Annotated in this window: 25 protein-coding genes; 10 read left to right on the top strand and 15 right to left on the bottom strand. The window is 54.6% G+C overall.

Translation table 11 applies throughout. From position 1 onward, the window contains the following. Positions 1-316: 316 nt before the first annotated feature. The 6 genes from yqaB to WFM46_RS13260 all read left to right on the top strand — a co-directional run bounded on the left by yqaB (position 317) and on the right by WFM46_RS13260 (position 6,499). On the top strand, positions 317-883 hold the full coding sequence (gene yqaB / locus WFM46_RS13235) for a fructose-1-phosphate/6-phosphogluconate phosphatase (protein WP_180209506.1): 567 nt from the start codon (positions 317-319) through the stop codon (positions 881-883). Continuing rightward, positions 880-1,308, top strand: a complete 429-nt coding sequence (locus WFM46_RS13240; protein ID WP_103180877.1) for a YqaA family protein — start codon at positions 880-882, stop codon at positions 1,306-1,308. Before yqaB ends, WFM46_RS13240 begins: the two co-directional genes overlap by 4 nt. Before the next feature lie 71 nt (positions 1,309-1,379). Beyond that, positions 1,380-2,924 (top strand): glutamate--cysteine ligase, encoded by a 1,545-nt coding sequence (gene gshA, locus WFM46_RS13245; protein ID WP_336997793.1) that lies wholly within the window; start codon positions 1,380-1,382, stop codon positions 2,922-2,924. A gap of 151 nt (positions 2,925-3,075) precedes the next feature. After that, positions 3,076-3,591 (top strand): S-ribosylhomocysteine lyase, encoded by a 516-nt coding sequence (gene luxS, locus WFM46_RS13250; protein ID WP_103180875.1) that lies wholly within the window; start codon positions 3,076-3,078, stop codon positions 3,589-3,591. A gap of 239 nt (positions 3,592-3,830) precedes the next feature. Beyond that, entirely contained in the window at positions 3,831-4,199 is a 369-nt protein-coding gene (locus tag WFM46_RS13255) for a hypothetical protein (protein ID WP_336997794.1), read from the top strand. Further along, positions 4,196-6,499, top strand: coding sequence for an FKBP-type peptidyl-prolyl cis-trans isomerase N-terminal domain-containing protein (locus WFM46_RS13260; protein WP_336997795.1), 2,304 nt, complete (start codon positions 4,196-4,198; stop codon positions 6,497-6,499). The genes WFM46_RS13255 and WFM46_RS13260 overlap by 4 nt, the downstream gene beginning before the upstream one ends. Before the next feature lie 65 nt (positions 6,500-6,564). On the opposite strand, the gene emrB is transcribed toward WFM46_RS13260, so the two are convergent. The 12 genes from emrB to WFM46_RS13320 all read right to left on the bottom strand — a co-directional run bounded on the left by emrB (position 6,565) and on the right by WFM46_RS13320 (position 19,503). Beyond that, the gene (gene emrB, locus WFM46_RS13265; RefSeq protein WP_336997796.1) at positions 6,565-8,112 is read right to left on the bottom strand and encodes a multidrug efflux MFS transporter permease subunit EmrB; all 1,548 of its coding nucleotides are present in this window, start codon (positions 8,110-8,112) and stop codon (positions 6,565-6,567) included. 16 nt (positions 8,113-8,128) lie between these two features. Beyond that, positions 8,129-9,301: a multidrug efflux MFS transporter periplasmic adaptor subunit EmrA gene (gene emrA / locus WFM46_RS13270; RefSeq protein WP_103180870.1), complete on the bottom strand. Its 1,173-nt coding sequence runs from the start codon at positions 9,299-9,301 to the stop codon at positions 8,129-8,131. A gap of 124 nt (positions 9,302-9,425) precedes the next feature. Further along, positions 9,426-9,956, bottom strand: a complete 531-nt coding sequence (mprA, locus tag WFM46_RS13275) for a transcriptional repressor MprA (protein ID WP_039029994.1) — start codon at positions 9,954-9,956, stop codon at positions 9,426-9,428. Positions 9,957-10,265: 309 nt separating this feature from the next. Continuing rightward, on the bottom strand, positions 10,266-11,450 hold the full coding sequence (locus tag WFM46_RS13280) for an MFS transporter (protein ID WP_336997797.1): 1,185 nt from the start codon (positions 11,448-11,450) through the stop codon (positions 10,266-10,268). Positions 11,451-11,585: 135 nt separating this feature from the next. Further along, complete coding sequence (proX, locus tag WFM46_RS13285; RefSeq protein ID WP_156655146.1) at positions 11,586-12,581, bottom strand: glycine betaine/L-proline ABC transporter substrate-binding protein ProX; 996 nt, start codon at positions 12,579-12,581, stop codon at positions 11,586-11,588. 9 nt (positions 12,582-12,590) lie between these two features. Continuing rightward, complete coding sequence (gene proW / locus WFM46_RS13290) at positions 12,591-13,661, bottom strand: glycine betaine/L-proline ABC transporter permease ProW (protein WP_103180866.1); 1,071 nt, start codon at positions 13,659-13,661, stop codon at positions 12,591-12,593. Continuing rightward, the gene (gene proV / locus WFM46_RS13295) at positions 13,654-14,856 is read right to left on the bottom strand and encodes a glycine betaine/L-proline ABC transporter ATP-binding protein ProV (RefSeq protein WP_114385885.1); all 1,203 of its coding nucleotides are present in this window, start codon (positions 14,854-14,856) and stop codon (positions 13,654-13,656) included. The genes proW and proV overlap by 8 nt, the downstream gene beginning before the upstream one ends. Before the next feature lie 341 nt (positions 14,857-15,197). Continuing rightward, positions 15,198-16,157 (bottom strand): class 1b ribonucleoside-diphosphate reductase subunit beta, encoded by a 960-nt coding sequence (gene nrdF, locus WFM46_RS13300; RefSeq protein WP_336997798.1) that lies wholly within the window; start codon positions 16,155-16,157, stop codon positions 15,198-15,200. A 9-nt stretch (positions 16,158-16,166) separates the two neighbouring features. Next, the gene (nrdE, locus tag WFM46_RS13305; RefSeq protein WP_336997799.1) at positions 16,167-18,311 is read right to left on the bottom strand and encodes a class 1b ribonucleoside-diphosphate reductase subunit alpha; all 2,145 of its coding nucleotides are present in this window, start codon (positions 18,309-18,311) and stop codon (positions 16,167-16,169) included. Further along, on the bottom strand, positions 18,284-18,694 hold the full coding sequence (nrdI, locus tag WFM46_RS13310; protein ID WP_103180862.1) for a class Ib ribonucleoside-diphosphate reductase assembly flavoprotein NrdI: 411 nt from the start codon (positions 18,692-18,694) through the stop codon (positions 18,284-18,286). Before nrdI ends, nrdE begins: the two co-directional genes overlap by 28 nt. Beyond that, a complete protein-coding gene (gene nrdH / locus WFM46_RS13315) occupies positions 18,691-18,936 on the bottom strand; it encodes a glutaredoxin-like protein NrdH (RefSeq protein WP_180209177.1) in 246 nt (81 codons plus the stop codon). The genes nrdI and nrdH overlap by 4 nt, the downstream gene beginning before the upstream one ends. A 240-nt stretch (positions 18,937-19,176) precedes the next feature. Then, positions 19,177-19,503: a DUF883 family protein gene (locus WFM46_RS13320; RefSeq protein ID WP_103180860.1), complete on the bottom strand. Its 327-nt coding sequence runs from the start codon at positions 19,501-19,503 to the stop codon at positions 19,177-19,179. A 161-nt stretch (positions 19,504-19,664) separates the two neighbouring features. On the opposite strand from WFM46_RS13320, the gene WFM46_RS13325 reads away from it, so the two are divergent. After that, positions 19,665-20,009: a DUF2002 family protein gene (locus WFM46_RS13325; RefSeq protein WP_039030004.1), complete on the top strand. Its 345-nt coding sequence runs from the start codon at positions 19,665-19,667 to the stop codon at positions 20,007-20,009. A 32-nt stretch (positions 20,010-20,041) separates the two neighbouring features. Here WFM46_RS13325 and alaE read toward each other — a convergent pair whose 3' ends face one another. After that, positions 20,042-20,491: an L-alanine exporter AlaE gene (gene alaE, locus WFM46_RS13330; RefSeq protein WP_103180859.1), complete on the bottom strand. Its 450-nt coding sequence runs from the start codon at positions 20,489-20,491 to the stop codon at positions 20,042-20,044. A gap of 629 nt (positions 20,492-21,120) precedes the next feature. Between alaE and stpA the strand changes: the two genes are divergently transcribed. Next, on the top strand, positions 21,121-21,525 hold the full coding sequence (stpA, locus tag WFM46_RS13335; protein WP_103180858.1) for a DNA-binding protein StpA: 405 nt from the start codon (positions 21,121-21,123) through the stop codon (positions 21,523-21,525). A gap of 45 nt (positions 21,526-21,570) precedes the next feature. Here stpA and WFM46_RS13340 read toward each other — a convergent pair whose 3' ends face one another. Continuing rightward, entirely contained in the window at positions 21,571-21,750 is a 180-nt protein-coding gene (locus WFM46_RS13340) for a hypothetical protein (RefSeq protein ID WP_103180857.1), read from the bottom strand. Positions 21,751-21,971: 221 nt separating this feature from the next. Here WFM46_RS13340 and WFM46_RS13345 point away from each other — a divergent pair, with 221 nt between their 5' ends. Further along, positions 21,972-22,130, top strand: a complete 159-nt coding sequence (locus WFM46_RS13345) for a YqaE/Pmp3 family membrane protein (protein WP_103180856.1) — start codon at positions 21,972-21,974, stop codon at positions 22,128-22,130. Here WFM46_RS13345 and WFM46_RS13350 read toward each other — a convergent pair. After that, the gene (locus tag WFM46_RS13350) at positions 22,127-23,056 is read right to left on the bottom strand and encodes a LysR substrate-binding domain-containing protein (RefSeq protein WP_103180855.1); all 930 of its coding nucleotides are present in this window, start codon (positions 23,054-23,056) and stop codon (positions 22,127-22,129) included. The genes WFM46_RS13345 and WFM46_RS13350 overlap by 4 nt on opposite strands. A gap of 319 nt (positions 23,057-23,375) precedes the next feature. Here WFM46_RS13350 and WFM46_RS13355 point away from each other — a divergent pair, with 319 nt between their 5' ends. Then, a complete protein-coding gene (locus tag WFM46_RS13355; RefSeq protein WP_336997800.1) occupies positions 23,376-23,981 on the top strand; it encodes an ankyrin repeat domain-containing protein in 606 nt (201 codons plus the stop codon). The last annotated feature ends 21 nt before the right edge of the window (positions 23,982-24,002 follow it).

Consider the following 24,002-nt stretch of genomic DNA (forward strand, 5'->3'; position numbering starts at 1 on the left):
GCTCAGCTGGATAGAGTACTCGGCTACGAACCGAGCGGTCGGAGGTTCGAATCCTCCCGGATGCACCATCTTCTCAGAGATAACAGCCAGGCTGTTGTTTCATGGTCTGCGAATCAATCGTCAGCACCAGGGAGGATAACGTTGCTTCAGCAACGACCCGGAGGGCGAGGCAACGCCGAGTAATCCTCCCGGATGCACCATCTTCTCCCTCATTGTTTATTCCTTCGACGTTTCGTCAGCAATCATCTTCTCTGTCAGCGACAAAACCCCTTGTTTACGATAAAGTAACGCTTTGTAATCCTTTCGCGAGAGCACGATGTACGCACAGTATGACGGTTTGATTTTCGATATGGATGGCACCATCCTCGACACTGAGCCAACGCATCGCCAGGCCTGGACTGAAGTCCTGGGTCGTTATGGTATGCGTTTCGACTTACAGGCGGTGATAGCCCTCAACGGATCTCCAACCTGGCGTATTGCGCAGGCCGTGATTGAGCTGAATCAGGCCGATCTCGACCCGCACTTGCTCGCGCGTGAAAAAACCGATGCGGTAAAAGCCATGCTGCTGGACACCGTGCGTCCTTTGCCCTTAATCGAGGTGGTGAAGGCGTGGCACGGGCGACGTCCCATGTCCGTCGGTACGGGCAGTGAAAGCGCTATCGCTGAAGCACTGCTCAACCATCTTAACCTGCGCCACTATTTCTCTGCCGTGGTCGCGGCCGATCACGTTAAAAACCACAAGCCTGCACCTGACACCTTTCTGCTTTGTGCAGAGCTGATGGGCGTACCACCCGCGAAGTGTGTCGTGTTTGAAGATGCCGATTTTGGTATCCAGGCAGCACGTGATGCCGGTATGGCCGCGGTGGATGTTCGCTTACTGTGAGTGACACACTGTCACTCGCCTCATTATTCGCCAGCAGTTTTTTAAGCGCCACGATCCTGCCCGGAAATTCCGAGGTGGTACTGGTGGCGATGCTCTTGTCCGGCGTCAGTCAGCCGTGGTTACTCGTGTTAATAGCAACAATGGGTAATAGCCTTGGAGGGCTGACTAACGTTATTCTTGGGCGATTCTTTCCGCTACGCAAAAAATCGCGCTGGCAGGAAAAGGCAGTCGGCTGGCTAAAACGCTATGGCGCTGCCACGCTTTTACTAAGCTGGATGCCGGTAATCGGTGATTTACTGTGCCTGCTGGCGGGATGGATGCGCATCTCCTGGGGGCCTGTGCTCTTTTTTTTATGCCTTGGCAAGGCATTGCGCTACATTCTTGTAGCGGTTGCAACTTTGCAGGGTATGACGTGGTGGCACTAATTGGACTGTTTGTGACCAGAAACCATTACAATTATGCTAAATGAAATGATTTTGACAGGCGGGAGGTCGAATTGATCCCGGACGTATCACAGGCACTGGCCTGGCTGGAAAACCACCCTCAGGCACTGAAGGGTATTCAGCGCGGTCTTGAGCGCGAAACGCTGCGCGTTAACGCAGATGGCAGTCTCGCAACGACAGGCCATCCACAGGCGTTGGGTTCGGCGCTGACCCATAAATGGATCACTACTGATTTCGCCGAAGCACTGCTTGAGTTCATTACGCCGGTCGACGGCGAAATTGACCACATGCTGAAAATCATGCGTGACATTCACCGCTACAGCGCCCGTAATCTGGGTGATGAGCGGATGTGGCCGCTGAGTATGCCGTGCTATATCGCGCAGGGGCAGGATATTGAACTGGCGCAGTACGGCACGTCCAATATCGGTCGTCTGAAAACGCTCTATCGCGAAGGATTAAAAAATCGCTATGGCGCGCTGATGCAGACGATCTCTGGCGTGCACTATAACTTCTCCTTGCCGATGGCATTCTGGCAGGCGAAGTGCGGCGAAACAGATAAAGAGGCGATCTCCGCAGGCTATTTCCGCCTGATTCGTAACTACTATCGCTTCGGCTGGGTCATCCCGTATCTGTTTGGGGCTTCTCCGGCGATTTGCTCCTCTTTCCTACAGGGCAAACCGACCACGCTGCCGTTTGAGAAAACCGACTGCGGTATGTACTACCTGCCATATGCCACCTCCCTGCGTCTCAGCGACCTGGGTTATACCAATAAGTCGCAAAGCAATCTCGGTATTACGTTTAACGATCTGCACGAGTATGTGGCAGGATTGAAGCGGGCGATCAAAACCCCGTCGGAAATCTACGAAGAGATCGGTCTTGAGAAAGACGGTAAGCGCCTGCAAATCAACAGTAACGTTTTACAGATTGAAAACGAACTATACGCGCCTATCCGTCCGAAACGCGTCACGCGCAGCGGAGAAACACCATCGGATGCGTTACAGCGCGGTGGGATTGAGTACATCGAAGTGCGCTCCCTGGATATCAACCCGTTCTCGCCTATCGGCGTGGACGAGCAGCAGGTACGCTTCCTGGATCTGTTTATGGTCTGGTGCGTGCTGGCCGATGCGCCGGAAATGAGTGCTGACGAACTGCTCTGCACCCGCACGAACTGGAACCGGGTGATCCTTGAAGGGCGCAAACCTGGCCTGACGCTGGGCATAGGTTGCCAGACGGCACAGTTCCCGCTGCAACAGGTGGGTAAAGATCTGTTCCGCGATCTCAAACGCGTCGCCCAGACACTGGACAGCGTTTATGGTGGCGATGCGTATCAGCAGGTTTGCGATCAGCTGGTCGAAAGTTTTGATAATCCTGAGCTAACGTTCTCGGCACGCATTCTGCGTTCTATGATTGATCGGGGCATCGGCGGGACCGGTCGTGCACTTGCGGCGGAGTATCGCGATATGCTGCTGCAGGAACCGCTGGAGGTGCTTACCGAAGCTGAGTTCGCTGCTGAACGCGAAGCGTCAACGGTGCGTCAGCGTGAGATTGAGGCGGCGGATACAGAGTCGTTTGCTGAGTTTCTGGCGAAACAGGCCTGACAGAAAAGAAAAAGGCCACATCGCTGTGGCCAAAATAACATCTCTGAAGAACAGGGATGATGATAACAAATGCGCGTCTTTCATATACTCAGACGCGCGTTGAAAAGAAGAGTTCATTTTTTTTAAAAAAAATCACTATCGGAGGTGACGTATGCCGTTATTAGATAGCTTTACTGTCGACCATACCCGTATGGAAGCACCTGCTGTACGCGTTGCGAAGACCATGCATACCCCGCATGGCGATACGATCACGGTATTCGACCTGCGTTTCTGCGTACCGAATAAAGAAGTGATGCCGGAAAAAGGCATTCACACCCTGGAGCACCTGTTCGCCGGCTTCATGCGCGATCACCTGAACGGCAACGGCGTTGAGATTATCGATATCTCGCCTATGGGTTGCCGTACCGGGTTCTACATGAGCCTGATTGGGGTGCCGGAAGAGACCCGCGTCGCAGATGCGTGGAAAGCGGCGATGGAAGATGTGCTGAAAGTTAAAGAGCAGAACCAGATCCCGGAGCTCAACGTTTACCAGTGCGGTACATATCAGATGCACTCTCTGGAAGAAGCCCAGGATATTGCCCGCCACATCCTTGAGCGTGACGTTCGCGTCAACAGCAATGACGAACTGGCGCTGCCAAAAGAGAAGTTGCAGGAACTGCACATCTAGTTTATTACCCAGCTCCCAACTAAGCGTGAGCTGGGTAATTTCACTCCCTTCTGCCTTGTTTATTTATAAATTCCTAAAAATTCATCTCTCGTTGTACATCCCTCTCTTTGTGACTATTATTGCAGCCAACGCATGCTGGTTAGTTATATATTATTTCTATGGATGATGTATTAATACGCATTCATTATAATTATGGATGCGTTGATATTTCATGGAATGGATAAAAATCAGAGGGATTTATGAAAGTTTATTTGTCAGGTGCCACAATCCTTTTTTCTGCTCTTTTTTTGTCTGCGTGCGCAACTAAAAACGTAACAACGCCTATCGCGAAATCGCCCGCGGAGCGTAAGCAGGAAGTGCAGTGCTATCAGGAGTTCTCGGCGTTACAGAAGCTCGATCCTGTAGCCTATGAAACCTACCGTAAGCAGTTCGATAATATTAATAAAAACTATAAAGTATACGAATCGAATAAGTCTCTGGTAGATGGCAACGCTTCGGAGGTTATGCTCACCGAAATTAATAAAAAACTGTCGCTGGTATGCGTAAGGATCCGTAATACGGTTTATACCAACATGATGAACCGTGCTAATGAAATGAATAAGTTATGAATAAAATTTTTAGCGCAGCATTGTACTGCGGATTGTTATTATCAGGCGGAAAGGCGTTTGCCGATGGAACGGATTTATTAAAGCGTCTGGATGACGAAAAAATTATCGGACAGAGGGGAGCTAACCCTTTTAATGCCGCTGAAACCGCTACAACAATACAGAATGCGGCAGCGAATCCCCCCCAATCGCAGACAAGTAAGCCTGCAGGTCCGGTATCCCGCGCCAGTGCCGTTAAAAATAACAAGGCTGCCGGGGTAGACCCGGCGAAAATTTCTCGTCTGACCGAGGCGCTTCGTCAGGCCAATTCCACCATTACCGCGTTACATAAACAGCTGAACGTTGTAGAAAGCGAGAAAGCTTCTCTGGAACAGGCCGTTGCCCATGAAAAGGATCGCGTCGCGGAAAAGGAGCAGGCGCTTGCCCGGCTTAAACCGCAACCCGATGGCAGTGCGCAAAAACTTGCTGTCGAAAGCCTCGTTGCGGCACTGCCAAAGTCTGCTGACATTGAGAAGCAAAAAAACGCGGAACTGGCGGAACAACTGCGTAAAGCTGACGCGCAGCGTGACGCGCTGACCAAACAGCTGACCGACCTCCAGGCACAGAAAAGTGCGCTGGATACCCAGCTAGCCTCCCTTAAAACTCACACTGAAAAGAGCACTGTCCTGACGGGCGAGGTCGATGCCCTGAAAGCGCAGCTATCTACACAGAACCAACAAAAAACCGCGCTGGAAAAACGGCTGGCCGATCTGGAGAAACAGTTCAACAGTGAAAAGGCGAAATCCGCCATTGCGCAAAGCCAGCTTGAAGATACCAAAAAAGTTCTCGCCTCTCAGGAGTCACTGTTGGCAATGCAAAAAAGCAACGCCGGGAGCGAGAAAGAGAAGCTCACCAAAGAGCTGACCGACCTGCAAATGCAGAAGAAAGCGCTGGAAACGCAACTGACGACGCTGCAACAGGCCATGGAGAAAAATGCGACGCTCACCAAAGAGCTGACCGATCTGCAGGCGCAAAAAAAGGCGCTGGAAACCCAACTTGCTGCACTCAAAGCAGCCGATGAAAAAAGCGCTGCGCTGATCAACGAGTTGAAAGACGTTAAGACGCAGAAACACGCGCTGGAAACAGAGCTGGTAGCATTGAAAGAGACGCGCGAGAAAAATGCCGTCATGACCAAACAGCTGGCAGAGCTGCAGGCGCAGCGGCAGGCACTGGATGCGCAGCTGGCTACTCTTAAAGCGAGCGGTGATAAAAGCACCGACGTGGCTAAAGAGATCGATACGTTAAAAGCGCAGCTGTCGACACTGAATCTGCAAAAAGCGACGCTGGAAACCCGACTGGCTGAACAGGAAAAGCAGTTCAACAGCGAAAAAACGAAATCCGATATTGTGCTGAAGCAGCTTGAGGACGCCAAAAAAGTTATCGCTTCTCAGGAATCCCTGCTCTCTTTACATAAAAGCAATACGGGTATTGAGAAAGAGAAGAGCAGTGTCCAGCTGGCGAACGCAGGTAAAGAGACCGCGGAACTGAAAAAGCAGCTGGCAGCGCTACAGACGCAAAACGCCTCGCTTGAGGAACAATACAAAACGCAAAGTAGCTCTCTGGCAGCGCTGACGGCCGAAAACCAAAAGTTAAAGGAGACTCAGGCTCAAGCAGGAAAAGACGTTGTGCCTGTCCAGCAGGTGAAGATTGATAAGACTGCGTCAAAAGATACGAAGACCAGCTACGCAATCGGTGCCTGGTATGGCGATGCGGCAGAGCGTGAGAAAGCCAAGCTGGACGGTCTGAGTAAAAAGTTCGATCTGGGCGCCTTTATGCAGGGCTTTAACGATAAGGTGACTAACAAGCTTCAGCTGGAAGAGGCTACGCTTTCAAAAGAGCTGACGGCACTGGATCAGTTACAGAAAAAGCAGTTTGTCGCGACGCAAAGTGAAAATGAGAAGCAGAGTAAAGCGATCATGGCAAAGGCGGCGAAGGAGAAAGGGGCTAAGCGGCTACCAGATGGTGCTGTCTACAGGGTGATTAAAAAAGGTGAGGCTCCCCTGATCAACGACACAAACGAAATCATGACCGAAATCGATGAAGTGCTCGGCACCGGTAAAGTCATGTCTAAGAATGAAATTCGTGCCAGCCGGGTTAAGGATTTACCGCCGCTGTTCCAGACGGTAGTGAAAAAGCTGGGGCTGGGTGGAGAAGCAAAAATCCATATCCCGGCGAAGCAGGCATATGGTGAGTCGGGTGTACCCGGTTTTGTACCGCCAGGTACAGTCTCGATCATTACGATTAAAATTATTGGCATTAAGTAGCCGTAACCGCGGCCATAAAAAAACGGATCTGCATGCAGATCCGTTTTTCTTTTCAGCCAAACGCGTCAGTGGGCGCCGCCCCCTCCGCCTCCCGCCCCAAACGGCGGTTTAGCGAACCAGATCAGCCCCAGTAACACAATGAACACGCCTGCCGACAGCCAGAAGATCTCGTTGGCCGAGATTATCAGCCCCTGGGCGGTGATCTGCTGTGCTATCCACCCGGATGCCTGTTGCTCGGTCATGCCCATTCCCTGCAGCTGGCTGTACATCTCCTGCGCCTGCGGATTGAACACGTTCACCGACTCGGTCAGCTGCGCATGGTGCAACGACTCCCGGTTGGTCCACATGGTTGTCGTCATCGAGGTGCCGATAGAGCCCGCCAGCGTACGCATAAAGTTCGACAGGCTGGACGCCGCCGCCATCCTTTCCGGCGGCAGACCGGAGAGGGTGATGGTGGTCAGTGGCATAAAGAAGCAGGCCACTGCAAACCCCTGAATGAACTGCGGCCACGCGGAGGCGCCAAAGTCCATGCCCGGTTCAAAGGTATAGGCGCGCCAGTAGAAGCACACCGCATACATGATGAAGCTGAAGGTCACCAGGCGTCGCATATCCAGCTTATGGGCGAAGCGGCCGATGATCGGCGACAGCAGGACCGGGATCACCCCGACCGGCGCCGACGCCAGCCCTGCCCAGGTGGCGGTATACCCGTACACCTCCTGCAACAGCTGCGGCAGCAGAACAATGGCGCCAAAGTAAAGCATGTAGGCAAGGCTGATACACAAACACCCTATGGTGAAGTTGCGTGATTTAAATAGCGACAAATCGACTATCGGATTGTCGTCCGTCAGCTCCCAGACAATCAGGAAGCTGAGCGCCACCACCGCCACAACAGTCAGAACGATGATCTCCTGCGAGGCGAACCAGTCCAGCTCTTTCCCGCGGTCGAGCATGATCTGCAGGCTACCGATGCCCAGCACCAGTAGCGCCAACCCCACGCCATCAATCCGCCGCTGTTCAGTGCGGGTTTCGCGGCCACGCAGCGACTGCAGGGTCAGCAGTACCACCAGGGCGCCAATCGGCACGTTGATAAAGAAGATCCAGCCCCAGTGATAGTTATCGCTGATATAACCGCCCAGAATCGGGCCGCAGATCGGGGCGACAATCACCGTCATCGACCACAGCGCCAGCGCAATAGAGCGCTTGGCAGGCGGGTAGTTGTTCAGAAGCAGACTTTGCGACAGCGGGATCAACGGTCCGGCCACAATCCCCTGGATCACACGGAAGAAGATCAGCATGTTCAGGCTGGTGGAGACGCCACACGCCCAGGAAGCCAGCACGAAAGCGATCGTTGACCAGAGGAACAGTTTCACTTCCCCGACGCGCTTCGCCAGCCAGCCGGTAATCGGGATGGAGATCGCATTCGCCACCCCGAACGAGGTGATCACCCATGTCCCCTGGCTCAGGGAAGAGCCAAGGTTCCCGGCGATGGTCGGGATCGCCACGTTCGCGATGGTGGAGTCCAGCACCTGCATGAATGTCGCCAGCGAAAGCGCAATGGTCATGATGACCAGCTGCGCCCCTTCCAACGGTTTTTGCGGTTTTTGCTGCTGCATAACGCTCACCTTCGGATTAACCGGCGTTTGCCTTCACGATCTCATCGATCAGTTTATTCACCGGCTCAAGGCTGATCTCACGAGCATTACTTTCGTAGGCCGGGTTCGAACGTGCCTGGTTTGCCAGCATCTGGCCGTCACGGTTGGAGGTGTCCACCGTCACCAGCGTGGAGAGGCCAATACGCAGCGGATGGTCCGCCAGCTGTTTCTCATCCAGCTCGATACGCACCGGCAGACGCTGAACCACTTTGATCCAGTTCCCGGTGGCGTTCTGCGCAGGCAGCAGCGAGAAGGCGCTGCCGGTCCCCATATCCAGCCCCACCACTTTGCCGGTGTACTTTACGTCGTCGCCGTAGATGTCGCTGACGACCGTAGCGGTCTGGCCGATACGCATATGCGCCAGCTGGGTCTCTTTGAAGTTGGCGTCAATCCACAGGTTGGTTGCCGGCACCACCGCCATCAGCGGGGTGGAGGAGGTGATCTGCGCGCCAGGCTGCACGGAACGACGGGAAACGTAGCCGGTCATCGGGCTGACGATTTTAGTACGCTGCAGCGCCAGCCAGGCGTTACGGACTTCGGTCGCCGCCTGTTTTACCGCCGGTTGTTGGTCGAGCGTGGTATTCAGCACGATCGCCTGATTGGCATTATATTGCTGAAGGGCCACATCCAACTGGGCCTGCGCGCTGGCGACCGCGTCACGGGCGTGTTGCAGCTCTTCGCGGCCAATCAGGTTGGCCGAACCCAGCGGGACGCGACGATTGAGGTCGCTCTGGGCCTGAGCGAGGGCGGTTTTCTGCACGTCAATATTGGCCTGCAGCTGTTTGCTGTTGATCATCAGCTGGCGGGTCTGACGTACACTCGAGGCCAGCTCAGTCTGCGCTTTTTCAAACGCCTGCTGGGCATCGGTCGGATCGAGCGTTACCAGCACATCACCTTTTTGCACAAAGTCGGTATTGTCAGCCCAGACTTTCGTCACGCTGCCCGACACCTGCGCCATAATCTGAACCTGGTTCCCTGCCACGTACGCGTCATCCGTCTCTTCACTATGACGCAGTACTAAAAACCAATAGATCCCATATGCCACGGCAATGATAATAAAGAGCAAGGTCAGCAGCAGAAGGGCGCGCTTGCGTTTGCCTTTCTTGTTGACCGGTTGCTGCGGGGTTGTGTTCTCCGCATTTGCGCTCATGTTGTTCTCCACGATCTTATTATTTCACATCGGCTGAGCCGACCTGTTATCAGAAAGGCCAGCACGATGAGATGCTGGCCTGACGGTTTTCTTATTAATCTGGATTTTGGAGCGTGTCGTCGCGTTAGCGCAGCGCCTCAAGAACAGCGCCATCTTCATCCATCTGGTCCAGACGGGTGAGCAGCTTACGGGTGATATGCTCGAGCTGATCTTTCTCTGCGTTACTTAAAGACGACCAGAGTTGATGCAGGCAGTTGTGCTGAGGTGGAAGCACCTCGCGCAGGAATTCGTGACCTTTCTCGGTCAGTTGCAGGTGCAGACAACGGCGGTCGTTGTCACTTTCGCGGCGCTCAATCCAGCCACGTTTTTCAAGCTCATCGGCAATACGGGTCGCATTGGTACGGGACGAACCCAGCGCGCAACTCAGTTCCGAAGGCTGAATGCTGTGATTTTCCTGAGACTCCAGCGTAATCAACGCCATAAATAACGTCTCGTTAATCCCTTGAGCTTTCAGCATTTTATTGCGATTTTCCAGCAGCTTACCCTGCATGTGCATGCAGAGACGCGTTAACAGGATCTCCTGATATGGGAAATCTGCATAGCGACTGGCGCGAAATTTAAGCATTTGTTCAATGGGCGTAAACGAACTATCCATTTGGGCATAACCTCATTAATTACAGCCGATATAGTAACGACAGTGACAAATAATGTAAATGAATTATTTGTGCGGATAAAATCCACAAGGCGAATTTCACTGTCATCAAGAGCCGGGTTGATCCGTGACCCGGTAAGCACAGAAAAGAGGGGGTGGCGCTGGCAAAACGGGGATGAGTCATCAGGCGTAAGCTATTCATGCGGTATTCTAATATATTACCCACATAAAAATTTTTGGTATAAATGATTGCGTACCTTAACAGACTGAGGGGCTCCTTAACACCCTGAGAGCCCCAAACTTATGTAAACCTTATTGAATAGCCTCCTGACGGTGATAACCGCGCCACCAGACCAGCAGGTTAAGCAGCGCCATCACCGACCCGACCGCACACACGCCCGTCCAGCCGGCATGCTGCCACGCCGAGGCCGAAATGAGCGACCCGGCCGCACCGCCGATAAAGTAGCTGGTCATATACCCGGCCGTCAGGCGGTTACGGGCATCCGGCTTGACGCGGTAAATCACGGTCTGGTTGGTGATATGCACCCCCTGCACGGTCAGGTCGAGCACCAGGATGCCGATAATCAGCGCCAGCACCGAGACATGTCCGTACCAGATTGCTGCCCAGGAAAGCAGCAGCATCACCAGACCGGCGGTGGTGGTGAGGTGCGATTTGCCCTTGTCCGCCAGCCCTCCCGCAGGACGTGCGCCCAGCGCACCGGCAGCCCCCGCCAGGCCAAACAGGCCGATCACCCCTTCGGAATAGTTAAACGGCGGGGCGGCCAGCAGGAAGGCCATTGAGGTCCAGAGAATACTGAAGTTGGCGAAGGTGAAACAGCCAAGCAACGCCCGTGTACGCAGCAGTTTGTCCTTTGTGAACAGGCTAAAGACGGAGCCCAGCAGCTGAGGATAGTTGAGATGGGTTTCTGACTTCACCTTCGGCAGGCCGCGCCACAGCGCCAGCGCCATCACCACCATCAGCACCGAGGCGACCCAGTAGACGGTGCGCCAGCCGCCGATACCCGCCAGTAAGCCCGCAACGGTACGCGCCAGTAAAATCCCCAGCAGCAGGCCGCTCATAATGGTGCCGACCACCTTACCGCGCTTATCCGGCGAGGCGAGGGTGGCGGCGAGGGGCACCAGAATCTGCGCCACCACCGAGAAGAGACCGGTCAGGGCGGTGCCGAGGATCATCATGCTAAGCGACTGGCTGGAGGCGGTGATCAACATCCCGCCCGCGGCCAGCAGCGTCATGGAGACAATCATCGCCCGGCGTTCAAACATATCCCCCAACGGGACGAGGAACAGCAGACCCACAGCGTATCCCAGCTGGGCGGCGGTAACGATAAAACCGGCTGAGCTTGCCGAGAGCGAGAAGTTGCGGGCGATGGTTTCCAGCAGGGGTTGCGCATAGTAATTGCTGGCGACCGCCAGACCGGTTGCCACTGACATCAGCAGAATAAGTGCGGGGCTAAGCCCCTGAGGTGTTTTTGTCATTTGGTTTCGAAATCATTAGTTAAGTGATTATTTTTTCGTAAACCATAATAACGGATGAAGAGAGGAGGCGGGGAGTTGTTGAGTGATGGATCGTGCGGTCTGCTCCCCTCTCCGGGAGAGAGGAGCAGAGTAGCGTTACTTCTGTGCCGCCAGGGCTTCATTTACCCATGCATCAAACTGCTGCTGGTGGGCTTTGATCCAGCCATCGATATGACCCTGAACATCGGCCTCAGATGACTTGCCGGCATGCATCATCGCGTTCTGCGCGTTGATGTCCGCCAGCGGCAGCTTCATGACCGAGAAGAGCTTCGCCGCTGCCGGGTTTTTCTCAGCCCAGGCTTTGTTGGCCACAATGTGCATGGTATTCACCGGGAAGCCGTAGTTCATGCCGTTAGGCAGTTTGGTGTCGATATCCTTCTGCTCGCCCGGCAGAGAGGAGAACGGCACCTGCAGCCAGACCACATCTTTACCCGGCTTCAGTACGTCGCTTACCCAGTATGGCGTCCAGGTGTAATAGATGACCGGTTTACCCTCTTTAAAGCGGGCAATAGTGTCCGCCATCATCGCAGAGTAGTTGCCGTGACTCACCTCCACCGTTTTTGCCAGGTCGAAGGCTTTGTTCTGATGGTTAATCACCGCCTCACAGCCCCAGCCCGGCGAGCAGCCCATCATGTCGGCTTTGCCGTCCCCGTTGGTATCGAACAGCTTCGCAATCTTCGGATCTTTCAGCTGCTCAATATTGGTGATGTGGTACTGATCGGCGGTTTTCTTGTCGATCAGGTAACCCTGAGCCGCACCGGAGACAAAGGTCCCTTCACGGTAGAACTTTTTGTCGCCGCCCGCGGCGGTGTACATGTCGTCATGCAGCGGCTGCCAGTTGACGGCAGTAAAGGTGGCATCCCCCGAGGCAATAGAGGTATAGCCGACGTTGTAATCCACTTCGCTGGGTTTATTGACCGTATAGCCCAGCTTCTCCAGCGCGCGGCTGACCAGCCCGGTCTGGAATGACTCTTCGGAGATGGTGCTCTGGACCGGTTGCACGGTAATACCGGTGCCCGGCAGGTCGGCAGCGAATGCGCTGGTGGAGGCAAGGGTGGCAAACGCTGTGGCAAAAAGTACGCTATGTCGCATCGTTGTTCCTTATTTAGACGTTGTGAATGGGCGGGTAAGCAACCCGACAGGGCCGGTGTTATACCAGCGACGGTTGCCGCGACTGCGTGCATCACGACCGACAGCCTGGGTCAGGCGGTCAAGGATAATGGCGAGGATCACGATCCCGACGCCACCGACGGTGGCCAGCCCCATATCGAGACGACCAATCCCGCGCAGCACCATCTGGCCCAGACCGCCCACGGCGATCATCGAGGCGATCACCACCATCGACAGGGCCAGCATCAGGGTCTGGTTTACGCCCGCCATAATGGTGGGCATCGCCAGCGGCAGCTGAACTTTAAACAGCATCTGACGCGGGCTGGCGCCAAACGAGCGCGAGGCCTCGATAAGGTCAGCCGGCACCTGGTTGATGCCCAGAATGGTCAGACGCACAATCGGCGGCAGGGCGAAGATAATGGTCACCACCACGCCCGGCACGTTGCCGATGCCGAAAAGCATCACGATAGGCACCAGGTAGACAAACGCCGGGGTGGTCTGCATCGCATCCAGCAGTGGGCGAATAATTTTCGCTGCCCGCGGGCTGCGCGCCAGCCAGATCCCCATCGGCAGGCCGATCACCACGCAGAAGAGCAGGGCGGTCAGTACCAGCGCCAGGGTGATCATCGCCTGGGACCACGCGCCAATGGCGCCGATGGCGATCAGCGAGATCAACGTGGCGATCCCCATCCCCGCGCTGCCAAACTGCCAGGCGATCAGCGAGAAGAGCACGATGGCGACCGGAGCCGGCATCCCCAGCATCAGCTGCTGGAAGCCGTTGAGGATGTAGTCCACCGGGACGCGGATCCCCTGGAAGACCGGGCGGAAGTGGGTCACTACCCAGTCGATCCCCTCCGTCACCCAGCTGTCGAGCGGGATCAGGGTCTTATGGAACGGGTCCATAATATTGAAATGTTCTGGCGCAGGCGCAGGGGCGCTGGTCAGCCAGTCAGCGCCACCGCCGTCGGTGGGTGCTGGCGTAGAAGAACCCCACGCGTCAGCGGATTGCGCCGCGCTGTCCGCCGCCTCTGTAGTACCCCACGGGTTAGATTGATCAGCCATTGTTTGCCCCCTCGCGATCTAAAGCCTGCAGCAGCATGCGTTTTGAAATGATGCCGACGTACTGTTGTTCCTCTCCAACCACCGGCACCGCGCAGGGCGCCTGGCCAACGTGAGAGAGCAACTCGCTGAGCGGCGTTTCGGCGTCCACAGCAAGTGGCGCGTCGATTAACGCCGCATCGATCCCCTGACCTTCGCCGAGGGCGGTTTTCAGGGAGTCGATGGAGACCACGCCGACAAATTTATTGCCGCGTTCAACCAGATAACCATATTCACGGTCCTCATCCTGCAGCAGCTTCAGCGCCGAGCGCGGGCCGAACCCTGGCGTTTTACGGATAATGCCGTTTGGCGTGCGGCGGGCAATATCTTTGGCGCTAAACACCTGGCTAATATCCACGCCGCGGAAGAAGGTGCGGACATAATCATTTGCCGGATTATTGAGAATTTCGTCCGGAGTACCCACCTGAACCACTTCGCCGTTTTGCATAATGGCAATACGATCGCCAATTCGCATGGCTTCATCGAGGTCATGGGAAATAAAGACAATGGTGCGCTGATGCCGGGATTGCAGTTTTACCAGCTCGTCCTGCATCTCGGTGCGAATTAATGGATCGAGGGCCGAGAAGGCTTCGTCCATTAATAATATATCGGGGTTGATCGCTAATGCGCGGGCTAATCCTACGCGCTGGCGCATCCCGCCGGAAAGTTCATCCGGATATGCGTGGGCGTAATTTTCCAGCCCCACCTGACGCAGCGCATCCAGCGCTTTTTCCTGGCGCTCATTGGCCGGTACGCCGGCTAATTCCATGCCGAAGGCAGTGTTATTTAACACCGTCATATGCGGCATCAGGGCGAATGACTGAAACACCATCGCGATCTTTTTTCTGCGCACCTCGCGAAGCTCGGCGTCTGATATTTTGGCGATATCGACGCCGTCAATCAGCACCTGCCCGCGGGTGGGTTCAATCAGGCGATTGAGAAGGCGAACCATAGTGGATTTACCCGAACCGGATAATCCCATGATGACAAATATCTCGCCTTCTTCAATGGCCAGACTGGCGTCTTTAACGCCAAGCGATAGCCCGGTTTTTTCCAGAATTTGTTCTTTTGAGAGACCTTTTTCAATATATTTGAAAGCCCTCTGCGGGTGCTCGCCAAATACTTTGTAGAGGTTTTTAACTTCTAATTTAATTGCCATGCAATAAAGAATGTCCCGTTATTTATTTAAATCGATAGCGTTACCAGTGAAATAATAAGCAGGCCATACCCTAACATACTCAGAATCTGAGACAACCCTTGCGGCGCTTGTGGCATGAATTTTGCCGTGGTTTGCATGCGGAGAATATCGCTCAATTTCCCATGAGATAAGGGCTGAGCGGGAAATGAATTTTTTTGAGATTTTTACCGTGCGGATGGGAAATTTCGCCTGAATTCTTATGATTCAGGCGAATATGACCGGAGAATTACAGCGTAGATCACGAAGAGATATTTGTCAGACATTAAGTGATATATTTCACATTCAAAGCCGATTAATTTTACTTAAAAATCCCAGTCCTGGTCTTCTGTCTCCACCGTTTTTCCCATGACATAGGACGATCCCGACCCGGAGAAAAAGTCATGGTTTTCGTCACTGTTCGGCGAGAGCGCGGCGAGGATCGCCGGATTAACCTCCGCCATTTCCGGCGGGAAGAGCGCCTCGTAGCCGAGGTTCATTAACGCTTTGTTGGCGTTGTAGCAGAGGAACGCTTTCACCTCCTCCTCCCAGCCCGTTCCGGCATAGAGCTCGTCGGTATAGTTCAGCTCGTTATCATACAGATCCATCAGGAGATCCAGCGCAAAGTCTTTTAACGCCTCGCGTTCGGCCTCGCTAACTTTCTCCAGCCCTTTCTGATACTTATAGCCAATATAATAGCCATGTACGGCCTCATCCCGGATGATCAGGCGAATCAGATCCGCGGTATTGGTGAGCTTACCCCGGCTCGACCAGTACATCGGCAGCCAGAAACCGGAGTAGAAGAGGAACGACTCCAGAAAGACGCTGGGGATCTTCTTCTTCAGCGGTTCGTCGGCGCGGTAATGTTCCAGTACCCGCTGGGCTTTATGCTGCAACGCAACGCTCTCTTCGCTCCAGCGGTACGCGGCATCCACATCTTTGGTCTGACAAAGCGTCGAGAAGATGGAGCTGTAGGAGCGGGCATGCACCGCCTCCATAAAGCTGATATTCGACATCACCGCCTCTTCGTGCGGGGTCAGCGCATCGTCAATCAGCGACGGTGCGCCCACCGTGTTCTGCACCGTGTCGAGCAGGGTCAGGCCGGTAAAGACGCGGATAGTGACCTGCTGCTCTTCGTGGCTTAAGGTCTGCCACGTCGGAACGTCGTTCGACAGCGGCACCTTTTCCGGTAGCCAGAAGTTGCTGGTCAGGCGGTTCCATACCTCCAGATCTTTGTCATCTTCAATCTTGTTCCAGTTAATGGCGTGAACCCGGGACAGTTTCATGCTCTCTCCTTACAGCGCGCAGGACACGCAGCCTTCTGTTTCGGTGCCTTCCAGCGCAAGCTGGCGCAGGCGAATGTAGTACAGGGTCTTGATCCCTTTCTTCCACGCATAGATCTGCGCTTTGTTGATGTCGCGGGTGGTGGCGGTGTCCGGGAAGAAGAGCGTCAGCGACAGCCCCTGATCGACATGTTTTGTCGCCTCGGCGTAGGTATCGATAATTTTTTCCGGGCCGATTTCATAAGCATCCTGATAGAGGTCCAGATTCTCATTCGTCATAAACGGGGCAGGGTAGTAGACGCGCCCGGTTTTCCCCTCTTTGCGGATCTCGATTTTCGACACAATCGGGTGAATGCTTGAGGTGGCATGGTTGATGTACGAGATCGACCCGGTGGGCGGTACCGCCTGCAGATTCTGGTTGTAGATGCCGTAGCGCATCACGTCGTCGCGCAACTGTTGCCACATCGCCCTTGTTGGCAGGCGGACCCCGGCGCGGGCAAACAGCGCCCGCACTTTTTCCGTTTTTGGCTGCCAGTCGCCGCTGAGGTACAGGTTAAAGTACTCTCCGCTGGCGTAACGCGACTGCGCAAAACCGGCGAATCGCTGCCCTTTTTCACGGGCCAGCATCATTGAGGTGTTCAGCGCGTGCCAGGTGATGGTGTAGAAGTAGAGGTTGGTGAAATCCAGCCCCTCCGGGCTGCCGTAGGCAATGCCCTCCCGCGCCAGATAGCCGTGCAGATTCATCTGCCCCAGCCCAATGGCGTGCGAGGCGGCATTCCCGGCCTCCACCGACGGCACGCTGCGGATGTGGCTCATCTCCGACACTGCCGACAGGCCGCGCACCGCGGTTTCAACGGTGCGGCCAAAGTCCGGCGAGTCCATGGTATGGGCAATATTCAGCGAGCCCAGATTGCAGGAGATATCGTGCCCGATACGGGCGTAGTCCAGATTCTCGTCATAGGTTGAAGGGCTGTTAACCTGCAAAATCTCCGAGCAGAGGTTGCTCATATTGATGCGCCCGGCAATGGGGCTGGCGCGGTTGACCGTGTCCTCGTACATGATGTAGGGATAGCCGGACTCAAACTGGATCTCGGCCAGCCGCTGGAAGAACTCCCGGGCGTTGAGGTTTTTTTTGCGGATCCGCGTATCCGCCACCATCTCGTCATACAGCTCGCTCACCGCCACATCGCCAAACGGCTTACCGTAGATGCGTTCCACGTCGTAGGGGGAGAAGAGCGCCATATCGGCATTCTCTTTTGCCAGCCGGAAGGTGATATCCGGGATCACCACCCCAAGGGAGAGGGTTTTGATGCGAATTTTTTCGTCGGCGTTTTCGCGTTTGGTATCAAGAAAACGCATGATGTCCGGGTGATGGGCATGAAGATAGACCGCCCCGGCCCCCTGGCGCGCGCCAAGCTGGTTGGCGTAGGAGAAGGCATCCTCCAGCATCTTCATCACCGGGATCACCCCGGAGGACTGGTTCTCGATGCGCTTGATGGGCGCCCCCGCTTCCCGCAGGTTCGAGAGTAAAAAGGCCACGCCGCCGCCGCGTTTGGAAAGTTGTAGTGCCGAATTGACCGCCCGGCCAATCGACTCCATGTTGTCTTCAATGCGCAGCAGGAAACAGGAGACCAGCTCCCCGCGCTGCGCCTTGCCGCCGTTGAGGAAGGTCGGCGTGGCGGGCTGGAAACGCCCGGAAAGGATCTCGTCCGTCAGCTGGCGGGCCAGCGTTTCATCTCCCTGGGCCAGGGTCAGGGCGACTATTACCACCCGATCTTCGAAGCTCTCCAGATAGCGCTTCCCGTCGAAGGTTTTCAGCGTATAGCTGGTGTAAAACTTCCAGGCGCCGAGGAAGGTCTGGAAACGAAAACCGCTGGCATGGGCATGGGCAAAGAGCGCCAGCACAACGCTGCTCTCATAGCGCGCCAGCACCCGTGGGTCGTAGTAACCCTCCCTGAGCAGGTAATCCAGACGCGCCTGCGGGCTGGCAAAGGTCACGCTGTTGGGGCGGACATGGGCATTAAAAAAGGCGTCCACCGCCTCACGATCTTTGCTGAACTGGATCTTCCCGTCTTCATCGTACAGGTTCAGCATGGCGTTCAGGGCATGGAAATCCTGCGATCCCTGTATCACGCGTTCTGTGGTTGTCGTTGCCAAAATTCGTTTACTCCTTTACGCACGTTGTCGACGTCCTGCTGGGTCCCCATCAGCTCAAAGCGATAGAGGTACGGCACGCCGCACTTTTGTGAGATGACATCCCCGGCGCGGCAGAAGGCCTCGCCGAAATTACGGTTGCCGGCGGCGATCACCCCGCGGATAAGCCCCCGGTTATGGGGATCGTTAAGAAAGCGGATCGCCTGGCGCGGTACCGCCCCGGCGGTTCCGCCGCCGCCGTAGCTGGGCACCACCAGAATAAAAGGCTCGTCCACCTGGATGCGCTCCCGTTCGTTCAGCGGGATCCGCACGGCGGGCAGCCCGAGGCGCACGATAAAGCGGTGCGTGTTCTCCGAGCTGCTGGAGAAGTAGACGAGCAGGCTCATGCCCGGGCGGCCTGCGCAGCCTGCGGCAGCCGGTTAATCAGGTCCGGACGGAACCCCGACCAGCTCATCTCCCCGGCGACCACCACCGGCAACTGGCGGAACCCCTGGGCTTTAAGCCTCTCTGCCGCGTCGGCAACCTGATCCACATTCACCAGTTCGAAGCTCACGCCCCGGCTCTCCATGGCGCGTTTGGTGGCATGGCACTGCACACAGTTGTCGCGAGTGTAAATAATAATGCGCATGATTAGTATTTCCATTTAAAATGGGAGTCCAACGCGATTGAACGCGTCACAGGAGTCTGTCTTGCTAAAAGGAATACTAGATGTAGTTATCTAAACTTTCAACCACACAAGATATGGGAAATTCAAGCGTGCTTGCTGCCGGTAACAACTGTTACGGGAAGGGGAGGTATGGCTTATAAAAATGAAAAACCCCAACACCGCAGGGCATTGGGGTAGAAGAACACAGTACGGCGTTGGGCGTTACTTACGCAGGGCGAGCAGCGCACCGATGAAGATCCCGACGGCGGCGACAGTACCTACCGCACACATGGGTCTCTCGCGAATAAAGGTGTTCGCACAGTTTATGGCATCGCAGGCAGACTGTTTGCTGGTGGAGCATCCATTAAGGCGCGCACGGGTTTCACGCAGTAGCGACCGCGCCTTACGTCTGGCGTCGTCCGCTTCGCCCTTCGCATCTGAACCCCAGGATTTCAAAACGCTTTCCAGCGTATCCGCTAATTTCCTGACATCGTTATGGATATCCTGAGCATCGTCCTCAATGTCGTTTCGGTTTGATCGGCTAAACATACAATTCTCCCTTGAATTTGCGGTAATAAACAGTTTAGACCACCTTTTTAATATCTGAAGCCGGTCACGGCTTATCAGGCCGTTTATGGATTTTTCTGAAAGCACTGCTAATGCTGAATACGGTAAGGTTGCCCGGCAGGAAATGATAACGAGGAAAGAATATGTATTTACGACCCGATGAGGTTGCGCGCGAACTTGAAAAAGCGGGATTTACGGTGGATGTGGTAACACAAAAAGCATACGGTTATCGTCGTGGCGATAATTATGTTTATGTGAACCGGGAAGCCCGCATGGGGCGCACTGCGCTGATCATTCATCCGACGTTGAAAGAGAGAAGTCTTTCCTTCGCGGAGCCTGCTTCAGAGATGAAAACCAGCGACCATTACCAGCAGTTCCCGCTCTATTTAGGGGGCAATAATCAGGAACATTATGGTATTCCGCATGGTTTCAGTTCCCGCATGGCGCTGGAGCGCTTTCTGAAAGGCCTGTTTGGCGACTCGCAATAACGACGCGACTGGCTTTCGCCAGTCGCCGTGTTTCAGGCCTTGATCTGCTGGTACTGGCTCACTTTAAACAGACGTCGGCAGTAGTCGAGGAAATAGCCGTAGACGGCGCCCATCATCATCGACACCACAATATTCGAGCTTACAGCAGCGGCGATCTGGTGCCAGTCTGCGCCCACCGTTAATAAAATGGCGACATATACCGGCGACTGGAAGGTAACATAGGCCACCACGTCCGCCAGATTTTTCATCCAGCCAGTAGATGAATAGCGGCGGGCAAAACGCATCACCGCATCGCGGTAGAAACCGTACGGCCATGCAATAAGGATGTTCACCGGCACGGCGACCAGACGTGAAGAAAGTGACTGCTCAAAGGTCATTCCGGAGAGGAATATTTCAATCAGCATGTTCACCACCGAACAGTAGACCACCATTGCAAATGTGTCCGCTACAGCGTGGCGCAGGCGAGACTGCCGTGAGAACATGTTCTGACTCCTGAAGATGATACGATAACGAGGCTAAAGCGGGTTGGGATAGTGCTTTAGTTTGCTTTGTTTTTCGTGTATAGCGTATCTCTCTGCATTAAAACTCTCAATTAGCGATAAATTTTTATTTAATGGCGTTTTGTCCGTAAAATTCTCTAAACGAACCGGTTTTGCCAGAACGGCGTTATTTTCTCTGTCCTGGTTATTTTTATCAATGTTAAACAATGGCTTAAGTGGTTTTCTTTCTGCGCTCTGGCATGAGCTCTCTGCAGATAAGGTAAAACGCGCACCTCTCAAGCAACTTGTGTTGCTAAGTGGTCGCTATGTAGCGTAAAGCTCTGGAAGTGAGGGTTTGGTTTTATGCGAAACCAGTGAATGGCTATTCGTTTCGGGCGAGGGCGTCACCGCCATTGATGCGGGTAATAACACAGGACAAATAAATAATGGTTAAACGGCTACGCTGAATAAATCATACATTCTAAAAATAACCGCCGTTATATATTCTTTATTCTCAGATGTTGGGCTGGATTATATTTTCGTGCGGTATCGTCTGGATGTTTATAAACAAATGAATTACCATGAGCCGGTATTGATTATTTAGCAGACTTTTGAAAAGGTTTTCATATTATATGACTTCAACATTACACACTCTTAATAATATCCGTACACTCCGCGCGATGGCGCGTGAATTCTCTCTGGACGTGCTGGAAGATATGCTCGAAAAGCTGCGCATCGTCACGGAAGAAAAACGTAACGAGCAGGCTGAGATTGAACAGCAGCGTGCTGAGCAGCAGCAGAAAATTAGCGCTCTGCTGGAGATGATGAAAGCTGACGGTATTTCGGCCGAAGACCTGCTGGGTTCGGAACTGCTGAGCACCAGCGCGCAGCCGAAAAAGCGCAAACCGCGTGCTGCAAAATATCGCTATACCGATCTCGATGGCACTGAAAAAACCTGGACCGGCCAGGGACGTACGCCGAAGCCTATCTCCCTTGCGCTGGCAGAGGGTAAATCGCTGGATGATTTCCTGATTTAATCCGCGCAGACCGGGCGGATTCACGCCGCCCGGTAGCACCGGCGCTTAGCAGACGCCGAAATCGCCATCTTCTTTATACAGCGCCACATCCGCTGCTTTCAGGGTGAACTTCTCGCCCTGCTCGTTACTTGCCTGCACCGCCACAATCTGATCTTCATGCACTTCGATGACTTTAAGTTTCGGGCCGCCCATGCGCGGCTGTACGAGATCGCCAACAGAAAACATAGTTACCTCCTTCTGATAGATGAGCTCCGAGCTTAGCCCAGGCGCAGGCCGCGGTACAGCGCGGCGGGTGGAATACCCCTTAATCGCCCGCCTAAACCTGTGTAAAGAGGGTAAAAGAGGGTAAAACTTCACGCCAACGCTGGCAGCTGTGCGTAGACTCGCTACTCTTAGAGTGAAAATCTCTTTTTTTACAATGACCTGACTGCTTGTATGGAGAATCTATGGGTTTCTGGCGTATCGTAATTACCATCCTGCTTCCCCCGCTTGGCGTGCTGCTGGGCAAAGGGTTTGGCTGGGCCTTTATCCTCAACGTCATCCTGACGCTGCTGGGTTACCTCCCCGGCCTTATCCATGCATTCTGGGTGCAAAGCCGCAGCTAATCCCGCCACAGTAAATCGCTGTAGATCCCGGTCAGCACCCCGTCGGGGGCGAACTGCTGTTTGATCCAACGGGTGACCAGACCGGTTGCCGCATGCTGCGTGGCAAGCAGCATGCGCGAGTCCTGGCGCGGATTATTGATGCGCCGCGTCACCAGTAGCCCCGCCTCCACCGCCTCTCTCGCCATATGTTCCGGTAAAAAACCGATTCCTTCACCCAGAATCTGGCACTGGCATTTAGTATTAAAATCCGGGACCAGGATCGCCTCCTGGCCGTGCAGCAGCCAGCCCACTTTCTTGTTAATGGTATGCGCCGTGTCTTCGACCATGATGTTGGGATACAGGCGCAGCTGGCTCTCGGCCAGCGGCTCCGGGGCCAGGGCCAGCGGGTGGTCCGGGGCGATGGCAAAGACCCAGCGGATCGCGCCAATCTCGGTGTAATCGATCCCGCCGCCGTCCAGCAGGGTATCCGGCGCGCCAATGGCGATGTTCGCCTGATTATTGATGATCGAATCCCAGACGCCGTTATAGACCTCGGTAGTGACGGTGATCTGGCAGGTGGGGAACTGTTTCTTTAACACCTGCAACAGGCGGGCGGTATGGCGCGGCGTATAGAGCAGCTGGTTGATGCAGATCCGCACCCGCGTCTCAATGCCCTGGGAGATGGTATCTATCCCGCGCTTGATGGCATGGAAGTCATTCAGCAGGTCTACCGCCTTGCGGTAAAAGTAAAAGCCCGATTCGGTGAGCTCGATGCTGCGGGTGTTACGCACAAACAGCACCACGTCGAGGCCGGTCTCCATGCGCTTGATGGTGTAGCTGATGGCCGAGGTGGTGACCCCCAGTTCGGTAGCCGCTTTGCTGAAGCTGCTGAAGCGGGCCGCGGTAGTAAACGCCAGCAGGTTCTCTTCGGTAAAGATGGAATTCATATCATGGCTCCTGGCACCCATCAGTTTTGAACATATTTTAACAACGCGGTTACAACTCATTTGATGCCGGTCACAGTTCTGCGAAATTGCTGCGAGCCCCGCCGGGCAAGGGCTCGTTAACCATAAGCAGAATGCAGCGCGGGCGGTAAAAACGCGGCCAAAGATAAGAAAAAGATTGCACGGACGCACGTTTTGACCGGACTGTTAAATTTATCTCAACAATGAATTGCCTGTCGATGAATCATTTTTAAGCGGATTCTTTTCTGACCAGGCCATTGCTATGCTCACTCCATCAGAAAGGAAAACCCGGAGTGTGGATATGTCCAGCAATGAACTCGTTACTGAATTTCTGTTAGCCGCCGAGCAGGGGAATGTCGAAGCATTAAACGCCTGTCTGGAAAAAGGGGTGGATATAAATGGCACCAACCGGCAGAAAAGAACCGCCATTATTATCGCCAGCCTGAATAAACACTATTCCTGCGTGGAGCGGCTGATTGCCGCTGGCGCAAATATCGACCAGCAGGATCAGACCTGTTTCAACCCGTTCCTCATCAGCTGCCTGACCAACGATCTTACCCTGCTGCGTCTTGTGCTACCGGCCAACCCGGATCTCGACAGACTGACCCGCTTTGGCGGGGTGGGGATCACCCCGGCCAGCGAGAAAGGGCATCTGGAGGTGGTACAGGAGCTGCTGGCCCGCACCGACATCAACGTTAACCACACCAACTTTGTCGGCTGGACCCCGCTGCTCGAAGCCATTGTGTTAAATGACGGCGGCCCTCGCCAGCAGGCGATCGTGAAGCTGCTGCTCGATCACGGCGCCAACCCGCACATGACCGATAAATACGGCAAATCCCCCCTCGAACTGGCGCGGGAGAAAGGCTTCAGCGAAATTGCCGAGCTGCTGATCGCCGCCGGCGCGTAATACTCCCGGCCAGCCGTTTCG

It is taken from the genome of Leclercia sp. M50, from assembly GCF_037150775.1.
Classification (GTDB): Bacteria; Pseudomonadota; Gammaproteobacteria; order Enterobacterales; family Enterobacteriaceae; genus Enterobacter.

Bases quoted from the DNA above. Each gene is read 5' to 3' on its own strand.
- yqaB (WP_180209506.1), top strand. From the start codon at position 317: ATGTACGCACAGTATGACGGTTTGATTTTCGATATGGATGGCACCATC.
- luxS (WP_103180875.1), top strand. From the start codon at position 3,076: ATGCCGTTATTAGATAGCTTTACTGTCGACCATACCCGTATGGAAGCA.
- WFM46_RS13255 (WP_336997794.1), top strand. From the start codon at position 3,831: ATGAAAGTTTATTTGTCAGGTGCCACAATCCTTTTTTCTGCTCTTTTT.
- WFM46_RS13260 (WP_336997795.1), top strand. From the start codon at position 4,196: ATGAATAAAATTTTTAGCGCAGCATTGTACTGCGGATTGTTATTATCA.
- emrB (WP_336997796.1), bottom strand. From the start codon at position 8,112: ATGCAGCAGCAAAAACCGCAAAAACCGTTGGAAGGGGCGCAGCTGGTC.
- emrA (WP_103180870.1), bottom strand. From the start codon at position 9,301: ATGAGCGCAAATGCGGAGAACACAACCCCGCAGCAACCGGTCAACAAG.
- mprA (WP_039029994.1), bottom strand. From the start codon at position 9,956: ATGGATAGTTCGTTTACGCCCATTGAACAAATGCTTAAATTTCGCGCC.
- WFM46_RS13280 (WP_336997797.1), bottom strand. From the start codon at position 11,450: ATGACAAAAACACCTCAGGGGCTTAGCCCCGCACTTATTCTGCTGATG.
- proX (WP_156655146.1), bottom strand. From the start codon at position 12,581: ATGCGACATAGCGTACTTTTTGCCACAGCGTTTGCCACCCTTGCCTCC.
- proW (WP_103180866.1), bottom strand. From the start codon at position 13,661: ATGGCTGATCAATCTAACCCGTGGGGTACTACAGAGGCGGCGGACAGC.
- proV (WP_114385885.1), bottom strand. From the start codon at position 14,856: ATGGCAATTAAATTAGAAGTTAAAAACCTCTACAAAGTATTTGGCGAG.
- nrdF (WP_336997798.1), bottom strand. From the start codon at position 16,157: ATGAAACTGTCCCGGGTTCACGCCATTAACTGGAACAAGATTGAAGAT.
- nrdI (WP_103180862.1), bottom strand. From the start codon at position 18,694: ATGAGCCTGCTCGTCTACTTCTCCAGCAGCTCGGAGAACACGCACCGC.
- nrdH (WP_180209177.1), bottom strand. From the start codon at position 18,936: ATGCGCATTATTATTTACACTCGCGACAACTGTGTGCAGTGCCATGCC.
- WFM46_RS13320 (WP_103180860.1), bottom strand. From the start codon at position 19,503: ATGTTTAGCCGATCAAACCGAAACGACATTGAGGACGATGCTCAGGAT.
- WFM46_RS13325 (WP_039030004.1), top strand. From the start codon at position 19,665: ATGTATTTACGACCCGATGAGGTTGCGCGCGAACTTGAAAAAGCGGGA.
- alaE (WP_103180859.1), bottom strand. From the start codon at position 20,491: ATGTTCTCACGGCAGTCTCGCCTGCGCCACGCTGTAGCGGACACATTT.
- stpA (WP_103180858.1), top strand. From the start codon at position 21,121: ATGACTTCAACATTACACACTCTTAATAATATCCGTACACTCCGCGCG.
- WFM46_RS13340 (WP_103180857.1), bottom strand. From the start codon at position 21,750: ATGTTTTCTGTTGGCGATCTCGTACAGCCGCGCATGGGCGGCCCGAAA.
- WFM46_RS13345 (WP_103180856.1), top strand. From the start codon at position 21,972: ATGGGTTTCTGGCGTATCGTAATTACCATCCTGCTTCCCCCGCTTGGC.
- WFM46_RS13350 (WP_103180855.1), bottom strand. From the start codon at position 23,056: ATGAATTCCATCTTTACCGAAGAGAACCTGCTGGCGTTTACTACCGCG.
- WFM46_RS13355 (WP_336997800.1), top strand. From the start codon at position 23,376: ATGTCCAGCAATGAACTCGTTACTGAATTTCTGTTAGCCGCCGAGCAG.